Origin of the sequence: Streptomyces flaveolus (genome assembly GCF_014648815.1) — a bacterium.
Lineage (GTDB): Bacteria > Actinomycetota > Actinomycetes > Streptomycetales > Streptomycetaceae > Streptomyces > Streptomyces flaveolus.
Genome location: NZ_BMRV01000001.1, coordinates 619,888 through 632,742, shown reverse-complemented (window position 1 = coordinate 632,742; position 12,855 = coordinate 619,888). Strand labels below are relative to the sequence as shown.

7 protein-coding genes are annotated in these 12,855 nt (G+C 72.8%); 3 read left to right on the top strand and 4 right to left on the bottom strand.

The features are described 5' to 3' along the window. Positions 1-23: 23 nt before the first annotated feature. Both IEZ05_RS02820 and rpsA read right to left on the bottom strand, forming a co-directional pair. The gene (locus IEZ05_RS02820; RefSeq protein ID WP_189228338.1) at positions 24-962 is read right to left on the bottom strand and encodes a PAC2 family protein; all 939 of its coding nucleotides are present in this window, start codon (positions 960-962) and stop codon (positions 24-26) included. A 190-nt stretch (positions 963-1,152) separates the two neighbouring features. Further along, complete coding sequence (gene rpsA / locus IEZ05_RS02815; protein WP_189228337.1) at positions 1,153-2,652, bottom strand: 30S ribosomal protein S1; 1,500 nt, start codon at positions 2,650-2,652, stop codon at positions 1,153-1,155. Between the two features lie 372 nt (positions 2,653-3,024). Between rpsA and IEZ05_RS02810 the strand changes: the two genes are divergently transcribed. After that, on the top strand, positions 3,025-3,849 hold the full coding sequence (locus tag IEZ05_RS02810; RefSeq protein WP_189228561.1) for a class I SAM-dependent methyltransferase: 825 nt from the start codon (positions 3,025-3,027) through the stop codon (positions 3,847-3,849). A gap of 61 nt (positions 3,850-3,910) precedes the next feature. Continuing rightward, positions 3,911-6,511 (top strand): ATP-dependent helicase HrpB, encoded by a 2,601-nt coding sequence (gene hrpB, locus IEZ05_RS02805; protein WP_189228336.1) that lies wholly within the window; start codon positions 3,911-3,913, stop codon positions 6,509-6,511. An 81-nt stretch (positions 6,512-6,592) separates the two neighbouring features. Here the strand turns inward: hrpB and IEZ05_RS02800 are convergent, their stop codons facing one another. Further along, complete coding sequence (locus tag IEZ05_RS02800) at positions 6,593-8,401, bottom strand: lytic transglycosylase domain-containing protein (protein WP_189228335.1); 1,809 nt, start codon at positions 8,399-8,401, stop codon at positions 6,593-6,595. Between the two features lie 247 nt (positions 8,402-8,648). Between IEZ05_RS02800 and IEZ05_RS02795 the strand changes: the two genes are divergently transcribed. Next, positions 8,649-9,503 carry a DUF4184 family protein gene (locus IEZ05_RS02795; protein ID WP_189228334.1) on the top strand — a complete coding sequence of 285 codons (855 nt, stop codon included), beginning with the start codon at positions 8,649-8,651 and terminating at the stop codon, positions 9,501-9,503. A gap of 621 nt (positions 9,504-10,124) precedes the next feature. Here IEZ05_RS02795 and polA read toward each other — a convergent pair. Beyond that, positions 10,125-12,851, bottom strand: a complete 2,727-nt coding sequence (gene polA, locus IEZ05_RS02790) for a DNA polymerase I (RefSeq protein WP_189228333.1) — start codon at positions 12,849-12,851, stop codon at positions 10,125-10,127. Between the last annotated feature and the right edge of the window lie 4 nt (positions 12,852-12,855).

Here is a 12,855-nt window from a genome sequence, read left to right as displayed (position 1 = left end):
CCTCGGACGGGGCGCCGCGGACGTCAGCCTTCGCCCTCCCGCTCGGCCAGGAACCGTTCGAACTCGCGGCCGATCTCGTCCGCCGACGGGATCTCGACCGGCTCGGCGAGCATGTTGCCCCGGGTCTGGGCGCCTGCGGCGGCGTCGTACTGGTGTTCCAGGCCCTGGACGAGCGCGGTGAGCTCCTCGTCGCCCTCCTGGATCTGCCGGTCGATCTCGGTCTGGGTGCGGTGGGCCTCCGTGCGCAGGGAGTGCGCCACGCCGGGCAGGACCAGTCCGGTCGCCGCCGTGATGGCCTCCAGGACGGTCAGCGCCGCGTCCGGGTAGGCGGAGCGGGCGATGTAGTGCGGCACGTGCGCGGCGACGCCCAGCACCTCGTGGCCGGCCTGCATGAGCCGGTACTCGACGAGCGCCTCGGCGCTGCCGGGGACCTGCGCCTCCTCGAAGGGGCTGCGGTGGCCCGGGACGAGGTCGGTGCGGTTGCCGTGCGGGGTGATGCCGACGGGGCGCGTGTGCGGGACGCCCATGGGGATGCCGTGGAAGTTGACCGAGAGGCGGACGCCGAGCCGCTCGACGATCTGTCCCACGGCGGCGGCGAAACGCTCCCACTCCACGTCCGGTTCGGGGCCCGACAGCAGCAGGAAGGGTGCTCCGGTGGCGTCCTGGACGAGCCGCACCTCGATGGTGGGTTCCTCGTAGTCGGTCCAGGTGTCGCGCTTGAAGGTCAGCAGCGGGCGGCGGGCCCGGTAGTCCACCAGCCGGTCGTGGTCGAAGCGGGCGACGACCTGGTGGGGCAGTGAGTCGAGCACCTGGTCGACGATCTGGTCGCCGGTCTCGCCGGCGTCGATGTATCCGTCGAAGTGGTAGAGCATGACCAGCCCGGCCGACTCCTGGGCGAGTGCCGTGTCGACCACGGCCAGGCCCTTCGGCTCCCACGCGTACAAACCCTGCGGATCAAGCACAGTGACCGCTCCCCTCCTCGTGTCCGTACGTCATAACGCCGGTGCCGGGACGGGCATTCCCGGAGCGGGGCGCTGTGATCTTGACGGCGGGGGCGGCAGCGCCGGGGCCAAAGCCGGGGCAACGCCGAAGGGCCGTACCTCGAAAGGTACGGCCCCTCAGTGTCAACGGCTAGGCCTCAGCGGCCCGCGATCAGCTCTGGCCGCCGGCCAGCTTCTCGCGGAGCGCGGCAAGCGCCTCGTCCGACGCGAGGGCGCCGGAGTTGTCGCCACCCTCGGAGGAGTACGAACCGCCACCGGACGCGGCCGGAGCCGCACTCGCGGTGTCGCCACCCTCGGCAGCGGCCTTCTCGTCCGCCTCGCGGGACTTGATGACCTGCGCCTGGTGCTGCTCGAAGCGCTGCTGCGCCTCGGCGTACTGGGTCTCCCAGGCCTCGCGCTGGGTCTCGTAGCCCTCGAGCCAGTCGTTGGTCTCGGGGTCGAAGCCCTCGGGGTAGATGTAGTTGCCCTGGTCGTCGTAGGACGCGGCCATGCCGTACAGGGTCGGGTCGAACTCGACCGCCGACGGGTCGGCACCGAAGGCCTCGTTGGCCTGCTTCAGCGAGAGGCTGATGCGGCGACGCTCGAGGTCGATGTCGATGACCTTGACGAAGATCTCGTCGTTGACCTGGACGACCTGCTCCGGGATCTCCACGTGGCGCTCGGCCAGCTCGGAGATGTGGACCAGACCCTCGATGCCCTCGTCCACGCGGACGAACGCACCGAACGGAACCAGCTTCGTGACCTTGCCGGGCACGACCTGGCCGATCTGGTGGGTGCGGGCGAACTGCTGCCACGGGTCTTCCTGGGTCGCCTTCAGCGACAGGGAGACACGCTCGCGGTCCATGTCGACGTCGAGGACCTCGACGGTGACTTCCTGGCCGACCTCGACAACCTCGGACGGGTGGTCGATGTGCTTCCAGGACAGCTCGGAGACGTGGACCAGGCCGTCGACGCCACCCAGGTCCACGAAGGCACCGAAGTTGACGATCGAGGAGACGACGCCGGAACGGACCTGACCCTTCTGGAGGGTCGTGAGGAACGTCTGGCGGACCTCGGACTGGGTCTGCTCCAGCCAGGCACGGCGGGACAGGACCACGTTGTTGCGGTTCTTGTCCAGCTCGATGATCTTGGCCTCGAGCTCCTTGCCCACGTAGGGCTGGAGGTCGCGAACACGGCGCATCTCGACCAGGGAGGCCGGGAGGAAGCCGCGGAGGCCGATGTCGAGGATGAGACCACCCTTGACGACCTCGATGACGGTACCGGTGACGATCCCGTCCTCTTCCTTGATCTTCTCGATGGTGCCCCAGGCACGCTCGTACTGGGCGCGCTTCTTCGAGAGGATCAGGCGGCCTTCCTTGTCCTCCTTCTGGAGAACAAGGGCCTCGATCTCGTCACCGACGGCGACGACCTCGTTGGGGTCGACGTCGTGCTTGATCGAGAGCTCGCGGCTCGGGATAACGCCTTCGGTCTTGTAACCGATGTCGAGCAGGACCTCGTCCCGGTCGACCTTCACGATGACGCCGTCGACGATGTCGCCGTCGTTGAAGTACTTGATCGTCTCGTCGATCGCGGCGAGGAAGGCTTCCTCGTTACCGATGTCGTTGACCGCAACCTGCGGGGTGGTGGCGGTGGTCTCGGTGCTGCTCGTCATGTGGGAAAGGGCTCCGGTACGGACATTGAAGTCGTAGGTACTGCTTACGCCGGGAGCCCGTTTCGCTCTGCAGAAGCCGGACAGCCAAGTAAGCGTCACCGAAAAACTGGCGACGCCTCGAGAACCGAGGGGACATACAACAGATGCGAGCGCGACCTGCTACGTCTGAGGTGCGCAGGCCCGCAGCGCAACTTGTAGCATACGGGGGCGGCCGGGCATGGTCAATGCGCGAAGCCGTCCACCCAGGGCGAACAGCCGCATATCCGGCACAAGAGCCGTCTTCCGGGGCCGCACGGAACCCACCGAGTCCCGTGCCCGACGCCCGGGACAGGCCGGTCGGAAGAGCCGCAGACTAGTACGAGGGAGCCGGTCATCCAAGAGCCCGTAACGTCCGAAGCCGGAGAGACCGAAGCCGAGGCCACCCGGCGTGCCGCCGGTGTCACGGAGAGCGCCCGGGCCAACCGTGGCTGGTGGGACCGGAACGCGGACGAGTACCAGATCGAGCACGGCACCTTCCTCGGCGACGACCGCTTCGTGTGGTGCCCCGAGGGCCTGGACGAGGTCGAGGCCGAGCTGCTCGGCCCGACGGAGGAGCTGAAGGGCAAGGACGTCCTGGAGATCGGCGCCGGTGCCGCCCAGTGCGCGCGGTGGCTGGCCGGCCAGGGCGCGCGCCCGGTGGCCCTGGACCTCTCCCACCGCCAGCTCCAGCACGCGCTGCGCATCGGCGCCGGCTTCCCGCTGGTGCAGGCGGACGCGGCCGTGCTGCCCTTCGCGGACGGCTCCTTCGACCTGGCGTGCTCGGCGTACGGGGCGCTGCCGTTCGTGGCCGACCCCCGGCTGGTGCTGCGGGAGGTGCGCCGGGTGCTGCGGCCCGGGGGCCGCTTCGTCTTCTCCGTCACGCACCCGATGCGCTGGGCGTTCCCGGACGAGCCGGGCCCCGAGGGCCTGTCGGTGTCCGCCTCCTACTTCGACCGCACGCCGTACGTCGAGCAGGACGACGAGGGCCGCGCGGTGTACGTCGAGCACCACAGGACGCTCGGCGACCGCGTCCGTGACGTCGTGACGTCGGGGTTCCGGCTGGTGGATCTGGTGGAGCCGGAGTGGCCGGACTGGAACACCTCGGAGTGGGGCGGCTGGTCGCCGCTGCGCGGGCATCTGATCCCCGGGACGGCGATCTTCGTGTGCGAGCGCGACTGACCCGCTTTCGCCGGGCACACGCGCGTGGAGGGCGGTTTCCCCGGCGTACGACACTGGGGGCGTGATCCGTTACGACGCCCTGGAGGCGCTGCCCGTACGCGGTGCCCTGCCCGCTCTGCACGACGCCCTGGAGGACCACGGCACCGCGGTGCTGGTCGCGCCGCCCGGCACCGGCAAGACGACGCTGGTGCCGCTCGCGCTGGCCGGGCTGCTCGGCGAGGGGCCGGCGCGGCGCGTGGTCGTGGCCGAGCCCCGGCGGATCGCGGCGCGGGCGGCGGCCCGGCGGATGGCCTGGCTGCTGGGCGAGAAGCCCGGTGCGAGCGTCGGGTACACCGTGCGCGGCGAGCGGGTGGCCGGGCGGCACACGCGGGTGGAGGTCGTCACGACCGGTGTCCTGTTGCAGCGGCTCCAGCGGGACCAGGAGCTGACCGGTGTCGACGCGGTCGTGCTCGACGAGTGCCACGAACGGCATCTGGACGCGGACACGACGGCGGCGTTCCTGTGGGACGTGCGGCAGGCGCTGCGGCCGGAGCTGCGGCTGGTGGCCGCGTCGGCGACGACCGACGCGGAGGGCTGGGCGCGACTGCTGGGCGGGGCGCCGGTCGTCGAGGCGCGGGGGGTGTCGTACCCGGTGGAGGTGGTGTGGGCGCCGCCCGCCCGCCCGGTCCGGCCGCCGCACGGGATGCGGGTCGACCCGGCGCTGCTCGCCCACGTGGCGTCGGTGGTGCGGCGGGCGCTGGCCGAGCGGGACGGGGACGTGCTGTGCTTCCTGCCGGGCGTCGGGGAGATCGCCCGGGTGGCGGGGCAGCTGTCCGGGCTGGGGGACGTCGAGGTGCTCCAGGTGCACGGGCGGGCGCCGGCCGCCGTGCAGGACGCGGTGCTGTCCCCCGGGGCACGGCGCCGGGTGGTGCTGGCGACCTCGGTGGCGGAGTCGTCGCTGACGGTGCCGGGCGTACGGGTGGTGGTGGACGCGGGGCTGGCCCGGGAGCCGCGGGTCGACCACGGGCGCGGGCTGAGCGCGCTGACGACGGTACGGGCCTCGCGGGCGGCGGCACGGCAGCGGGCCGGGCGGGCGGGGCGTGAGGCGCCGGGCGTGGTGTACCGCTGCTGGACGGAGGCGGAGGACGCCCGGCTGCCGCGCTTCCCGGCGCCGGAGATCAAGGTGGCCGACCTGACGGCGTTCGCCCTTCAGGCGGCGTGCTGGGGCGATCCGGACGCCTCCGGGCTGGCGCTGCTGGATCCGCCGCCGGGCGGGGCGATGGCGGCGGCGCGGTCGGTGCTGACGGCCGTGGGCGCGGTGGACGCGGCCGGGCGGGCCACGGAGCGGGGCGTCCGGCTGTCGCGGCTGGGGGTGCATCCCCGCCTGGGGCGGGCACTGCTCGACGCGGGTGGCTCCGGTGCGGTGGCGGAGGTGGTGGCGCTGATCGGCGAGGAGCCGCCGCGGGAGTACGGGGACGACCTGGCGTCCGCGCTGCGCGCGGCCCGGCGCGGGGATGACGCCTACGGGGCGCGGTGGCGGTCGGAGGTACGGCGTCTGCGGGCCGCCGCGACCCAGCCCGACGTACCCGCCGGCGGGGCCGGGGACGCCGGGGCGGGCGGTGTCGTGGGACGGGGCGACCGCGACCACCGTCGGGACGGCGGCGGGGCGAAGGAGGGCGTGCCGTTCGGCGGGGAGGACGGGATCGTCGGGCTCGTGGCCGCGCTGGCGTTTCCCGAGCGGGTGGCCAGGAAGGACGGCGGTTCGTATCTGATGGCGTCCGGGACGCGGGCGGAGCTGCCGGAGGGGTCCGGGCTGCGCGGGGCGCCGTGGATCGCCGTGGCCGTGGCCGACCGGCCGGTGGGCAAGGGTCACGCGCGCGTGCGGCTCGGCGCGGTCGTCGACGAGGGGACGGCGCGGCTCGCGGCCGGTGCCCTGCTGACGGAGCGGGACGAGGTGCACTGGGCCGGCGGTGACGTGGTGGCCCGGCGGGTCGAGCGGCTCGGGGCCGTCGAACTCTCGGTGGGGCCCCCGGCCGACGCCGCCCCCGGCCTCGTACGGGACGCGCTGCTGGAAGGGCTGCGGCAGGAAGGGTTCGGGCTGCTTCGCTGGTCGGCCGATGCGCGGGTGCTGCGGCAGCGGCTCGCGTTTCTGCGGCTGCACCTGGGCGATCCCTGGCCGGACGTCTCGGACGACGCGCTGCACGCGCGGGTGGACGAGTGGCTGGAGCCGGAGCTCGGACGGGCCAGGCGGCGGTCCGACCTGGCACGGATCGACGCCGGACAGGCGCTGGCGCGGTTGCTGCCCTGGGCGTCGGGGGAGGCGGCACGGCTGGACGAACTCGCCCCGGAGCGGATCACCGTGCCCAGTGGTTCCAGGATCCGGATCGACTACGGCGATCCCGGGCAGCCCGTGCTCGCGGTGAAGGTGCAGGAGATGTTCGGGCTGGAACGGTCGCCCGAGATCGCCGGGGTGCCGCTCCTCGTCCACCTCCTCTCCCCCGCCGGCCGGCCGGCCGCGGTCACGGCCGACCTGGCCTCCTTCTGGAGGGACGGCTACAAGGGCGTACGGGCGGAACTGCGCGGCCGGTATCCGAAGCATCCGTGGCCCGAGGACCCGGCCGCGGCGGAGCCGACGCGGCACACGAAGGCGCGGCTCGGGCGGGAGTCCGCGTCCGGTTCGTGACGGCGCCCGCTGTCGCACGGCACACGGTGCGAGGGCGTCCCGCCGCGGCGGGACGCCCTCGGTGCCCGGTCCGGCGGGTGCCTACGCGGTGGGCTCGGTCGACGGTTCGGCGGAAGGGCTCGGGGAGGCGTCGGGGGACGGCTCGGTCGACGGGCTCGGTGACGGCTCCGCCTCGGCCTTCGCCACCGTCAGCCGGACGTCGAGGGTGGCGCCGCCCGCGGTGGTGAGGCGCAGCACGAACGTGCCGGCGGTGTCGTCCGCGTACAGCTTCGGCAGCGTCAACAGGCCCTTGGCGTCGGTCGTCAGGCCGCCCAGGGTGCGGACGGCCTTGCCGTCGGCGTCCTTGAAGTAAGGGCCCTTGTCGTTCTCGGCCGGGTCGCCCGCCGACTTGACGAGCGTGGCGGTGACGGCGACCTTGTCCGCGACGGCGCCCTTGTACGTCGCCTTCACCCCGACCCGGTCAGCGAACTCGCCGCCCACGGTGCAGGTGAGCGCCGCGTCGCCGGTGCGCGCGAGGGCGTCGGCGACGCGCTCGGTCACGGTGGCCCGGTAGTCGAGGCCGGCGACCGTACGGCCGACGACGGTGGCCCGGACCGTGAACGCGCCGGTCTTCTCGCCCGCCTGGAGCGCGGGTGCCGCGGCCACGCCGGCGCTGCCGGTGATGACGGTGGCGACCTTCTCACCACCGGCGAAGGTGGCGTCCGTGTCCCCGATGATCGTGAAGCGGATCCGGACCTTGGCGACGGCCTCGCCGCTCTTCGTCTCGGCCCGGGCACTGATCCTCTTGGCGAACGTGTCGCCCGCGGTGGCGGTGAGGCCGGACGTGCCGGCGTTCTCCAGGTGGTCCACCGTGTCGGTGGGGGTCTGCGTCTGAGGCGGGGTCGCCGGGTCGGTCGGAGGGGTGGGGCTCGGTGAACCGGTGCCGGGCGGCGAGGGATTGGCCGGGCCGGTGGGGTTGCCCGGGGACGGCGTCGGCGTACCGGGCGTCTGGGGTGCGGTGGGCAGACCGGGGGTGCCGGTGGCTCCGGGGGACGGGCTCGGCCCGGTCACGGCGGAGTCGTCGTCGCTGCGGCCCTCCGGCAGCGCGCCGGTGCCGTCCGGGACCTCGTGGGTGCCCTTGCGGTAGTACTCCAGCCAGGACAGGACCGTGTGCAGGTACTCCTGCGAGTTGTTGTAGCTCAGGATCGCGCGGTTGAGGTCGGCCTGGACGGACAGGTCCCAGCCGTTGCGGCACAGGTAGTGGCCGGCGGCGAGGGCGGCGTCGTAGACGTTGTTGGGGTCCTTCTTGCCGTCACCGTTGCCGTCGCGGCCCGCCCAGGCCCAGGTGGACGGGATGAACTGCATGGGGCCGACGGCGTTGTCGTAGGTGCTGTTGCCGTCGTAGACGCCGTTGTCGGTGTCCTTGATGAGCGCGAAGCCGTTGCCGTCGAGCTGCGGGCCGATGATCTGGCTGGTGGTGGTGCCGTTCGCGTCGACACGGCCGCCGCGGGCCTGACCGGACTCCACCTTGCCGATGGCGGCCAGGAGTTGCCACGGGAGGTTGCAGCCGGGCTTGGTCCGGCCCAGCTCCGACTCGGCCTTCTTGTAGGCGTCGAGGACGGTCGCGGGGATGCCCGCCTCGGCGGGGCCCCGGGACACGGGGGTGCCGACGGTGGGCGCGGGGCTCGGGCTGTTGAGCGGCGGCAGGTCCGTGTAGTAGGGCGAGTTGCCGGTGGCGCTGTCGTCGGACGGCGCGGAGGGCGACGGCGCGCTGTCGGCGGTGGTCCGTCTGCCGTTGCCGTCCGCCGTGACGTCGGGAGCCTGGGACGCGGACAGGGCCGCGACCGCGACCGCCGCGACGGTGGTGGTGACCGCCGCCTTGCGGAGTCTCCTGTCGAACTGCGCCGCCATAGAGTGACCCCTCCCGTGGACGCCCGCGCGTCCGTCTCCGTCGTCCGTCTGTCTTCGGCTGTGGTGCTCGCGCCGTACCGCCCCTGTTGTGACGATCGGCCCGAGCCGAGGGTTGCGCCGCAACTTTCCGAGCACGACGGTCGTCTGTTCGACCAGTACGGCGCCGCAGGCGACCCTACGACAACTTGCTTTGCGCGGGCACCCGTTCGTGCCCGATATTCACCAGTTGGCCATATGAGGAGCGGCGTTGCCTTTCACCCTCAGTCATGCGGCGGCCGTGCTGCCCGCCGTGCGCGGCGACGGATCCGGGCGGGGGCGTCTGGTGCCCGCCGTGCTGATCGCGGGGTCGTTCTCACCCGACATGACCTATTACGCGGCGAGTCTGGTGTCCGGCGCGATGGAGTTCGGGGACGTGACGCACTCCTTCGCCGGGGTCTTCTCGGTCGATGTGCTCATCGCCTGGGCGTTGGTGGGGCTGTGGCTGCTCGTCCGCGAGCCGTTGGTGGCACTGCTGCCGCGGGCCCGGCAGGGACCCGCCGCCGCCCTGCTGCGCTGCGGGTCGCCACGGGCGCGGGTCCGGCCGTCCCTGGCGGGGTGGTGGTACGTGTCGGCGGCGCTGGGTGCGCTGACGCATGTGGTGTGGGACGCGTTCACGCATCTCGACCGGTGGGGGATGCGGGTGTTTCCCGTGCTGGGGCGGGAGATCGCGGGTTCGCCGCTGTACTGGTACCTGCAGTACGGCGGTTCCGCGGTGGCCGCGGTGGTGATCGCCGTGTTCCTGGCGCGGGCGCTGCGCCACATGCCCCCGGCCCAGCCGCTGGGTGTCCCCGCGCTCTCGGTGCGGGACCGGTGGTGGGCCGGGGCGGTGCTCGGCGGCTGTGCGCTGGCCGGGGTGGTGCAGCGGACGACCCGCTGGTGGGACTACCGGGGGTCCGTGGCGAAGCCCTGGGAGATCGTCCCGACGGTGTGTTTCGGGGCGGGCGCGGGACTGGTCCCGGGGTTGTTGCTGTGCGCGGTGGGGATCAGGGTGTGGCGTCCGTCCCCGGTTCCCGGAGGCCCGGAAGGCGTCGGTACGGAGCCGGGGCGCCGGGTCGCGCGCTGAGGGTGTCGGCGGTGGCGACGAACACGGTGAAGGTGTGCGTGGGCCGCGACCGCGGCAGCAGGGTGAGGGCGAGCGTCAGGTAGCCGCGCGCCAGGTCGGCCCACGGGCGCCAGGCGGGCGTCTCCCGTGGACTCGCGGCGGCCGGGTCCCGGTGGGAGAGCCTGCGGCGGAGGTCTGCCGCGGTGCGGCGCAGGGCCGTCGCGAGGGTGGTGGGGATGCGGCCGGTACTTGCGCCCGGTGCGAAGACCGGGACCGGGAGGAGTGGCACGCGGGCGGGTCGGTCTGTGCTTGCCCGTGCCGGTGTCGTCCGGTGGTGGAGCATGCGTATACCCATGCCCAGCATCCTCGGGGGAGACAGGGGGCGGGGGCTTTTCCGCGGGGGCCACCTGAGTGACGGGCCCTCCGGGGGTTGGCGGGCCGGCCTGAGCCGACGCCCCTCCGACGCCGCCGACACCGGGCCGCCGGGCGGGGCGTGTCCGGGGCTCGGGTGGCGAGCAGGCGTCGGCCTGTTCCCCGGCGGCCGACGCCAAGGGCCGCGCGCCCGGAGGGCCGGGTGCCGCGAGAGTCGGGGAGGGTGGACGTCGGTCCGCTCACCGGCCCCCGCGGCGCCGCCGCCGGAGGCTAGTGCGCTGCCGATTCCCAGTCCGGGCCCGAGCCCACCGAGACGCCCAGGGGGACCCTGAGGTCGACGGCGTTCGCCATTTCGCGGCGGACCAGTTCCTCCGCGGCCGCCCGCTCACCGGGGGCGATCTCCAGGACGATTTCGTCGTGGACCTGGAGCAGCATGCGGGACGCCAGGCCGGCCTCGCGCAGCGCCTTGTCCACGTTGAGCATGGCGATCTTGACGATGTCGGCCGCCGTGCCCTGGATCGGGGCGTTCAGGGCCATCCGCTCGGCCGCCTCGCGGCGCTGGCGGTTGTCGCTGTTGAGGTCGGGCAGGTAGCGGCGGCGGCCGAAGAGCGTCGCCGTGTAGCCGGTGGCCCTGGCCTCGTCGACGACCCGGCGCAGATAGTCCCGGACTCCGCCGAACCGCTCGAAGTAGGCGTCCATCAGGCCCCGGGCCTCGGCCGCCTCGATGTTCAGCTGCTGGGAGAGACCGAAGGCCGACAGGCCGTACGCCAGGCCGTAGGACATGGCCTTGATCTTGCGGCGCATCTCCGCGTCCACCGCGGACTGCTCGACGGAGAACACCTGCGCGGCGGCCGTGGTGTGCAGGTCCTCGCCGGAGGTGAACGCCTCGATCAGTCCCGCGTCCTCGGACAGGTGGGCCATCACGCGCAGCTCGATCTGGCTGTAGTCCGCCGTCATCAGGGACTCGAAGCCCTCGCCGACGACGAAGCCGCGGCGGATCGCCCGGCCCTCGTCGGTGCGGACCGGGATGTTCTGCAGGTTCGGGTCGGTCGAGGAGAGGCGGCCGGTCGCGGCGACCGTCTGGTTGAACGTGGTGTGGATGCGGCCGTCCGCGGCGATCGTCTTGATCAGGCCCTCGACGGTGACGCGCAGCTTGGCCTGCTCGCGGTGCCGGAGCATGATCACCGGCAGTTCGTTGTCCGTCTGCGTCGCCAGCCACGCCAGGGCGTCGGCGTCCGTCGTGTAGCCGGTCTTGGTCTTCTTCGTCTTGGGCAGGTTCAGCTCACCGAAGAGGACTTCCTGGAGCTGCTTGGGCGAGCCCAGGTTGAACTCGCGTCCGGCCGCCGCGTGGGCCTCCTTCACGGCCTGCTGGACCGCCCCCGCGAACATCTGCTCCATGGCCTGCAGGTGCTCCCGGTCGGCCGCGATGCCGTGCCGCTCCATGCGGGCCAGCAGGGCGGACGTGGGCAGCTCCATGTCGCGCAGCAGGTCCGCGGCGCCGACCTCCGCCAGGCGGCCCTCGAAGGTCTCGCCCAGATCGAGGATCGCGCGGGCCTGCACCATGAGCGCCTCGGCCTCGGCGGCGTCGTCCGCGCCGAAGGCCAGCTGCCCGTCGGCCGCGGCGGCGGGGGCCAGTTCGCGGTGCAGGTACTCCAGGGAGAGCGCGTCCAGGTCGAAGGAGCGCCGGCCCGGCTTGACCAGGTAGGCGGCGAGCGCGGTGTCCATGCCCACGCCGGCGACGCTCCAGCCGTGCTCGGCGAAGACGCGCATGGCGCCCTTGGCGTTGTGGAAGACCTTCGGCCGGTCCGGATCGGAGAGCCAGGCCGTGAACGCCGCCTCGTCGGCCTCGTCGATCTCCGTCGGGTCGAACCAGGCTGCCTTCCCGTCGGAAGCGGCGAGCGCCACCTCGGCGACCGAGCCGGTGCCCAGCGCCCAGGTGTCGACCGTGGCGACACCGAGGGGCTGGTCGCCGTGCTCGGCGAGCCAGCTGGCCACCTCGCCCGTGCCCAGCACCGTGCCGTCCAGCTCCACGCCGTCCGCCACGACCGGCGTCGCCTCGGCCTCCTCGGCGCCCGGATCGACGGCGAACAGGCGCTCGCGCAGCGAGGGGTTGCGGATCTCCAGGGTGTCCAGGATCATCGCGACGCCCTTGCGGTCGTACGCCGGCCGCTCCAGGTCGGTGACCCCCTTGGGCAGCTCGACCTGCCGCTCCAGCTCGGTGAGCCGGCGGTTGAGCTTCACGGACTCCAGGTGGTCGCGCAGATTCTGCCCGGCCTTGCCCTTGACCTCGTCGACGCGCTCGACCAGCTCGGCGAAGGACCCGAACTGGTTGATCCACTTCGCGGCCGTCTTCTCGCCGACTCCCGGGATGCCCGGCAGGTTGTCCGACGGGTCGCCGCGCAGGGCGGCGAAGTCGGGGTACTGGGCGGGCGTCAGTCCGTACTTCTCGACGACCTTCTCCGGGGTGAACCGGGTGAGCTCGGAGACGCCCTTGGTCGGATACAGCACCGTGGTGTGCTCGCTGACCAGCTGGAACGAGTCCCGGTCGCCGGTGACGATCAGCACCTCGAAGCCCTCGGCCTCGGCCTGGGTGGCGAGTGTGGCGATGACGTCGTCCGCCTCGAAGCCCTCGACGGCGAAGCGGGTCACGTGCATCGCGTCGAGCAGCTCGCCGATCAGCTCGACCTGGCCCTTGAACTCGTCCGGCGTCTTGGAGCGGTTCGCCTTGTACTCCGTGAACTCCTCGGAGCGCCAGGTCTTGCGGGAGACGTCGAACGCCACCGCGAAGTGCGTGGGCGCCTCGTCACGCAGCGTGTTGGCCAGCATCGACGCGAAACCGTAGATCGCGTTGGTCGGCTGGCCCGTCGCGGTCGTGAAGTTCTCCGCGGGCAGCGCGAAGAACGCGCGGTACGCCAGCGAGTGCCCGTCCATGAGCATCAGGCGCGGGCGGCTGCCGCCGGTGGGGGTCTCGGTCTTCTTCGATGCTGTATCTGCCACGTCC

Coding starts and splice junctions, on each gene's coding strand:
- rpsA (WP_189228337.1), bottom strand. CDS start 2,652: ATGACGAGCAGCACCGAGACCACCGCCACCACCCCGCAGGTTGCGGTC.
- IEZ05_RS02800 (WP_189228335.1), bottom strand. CDS start 8,401: ATGGCGGCGCAGTTCGACAGGAGACTCCGCAAGGCGGCGGTCACCACC.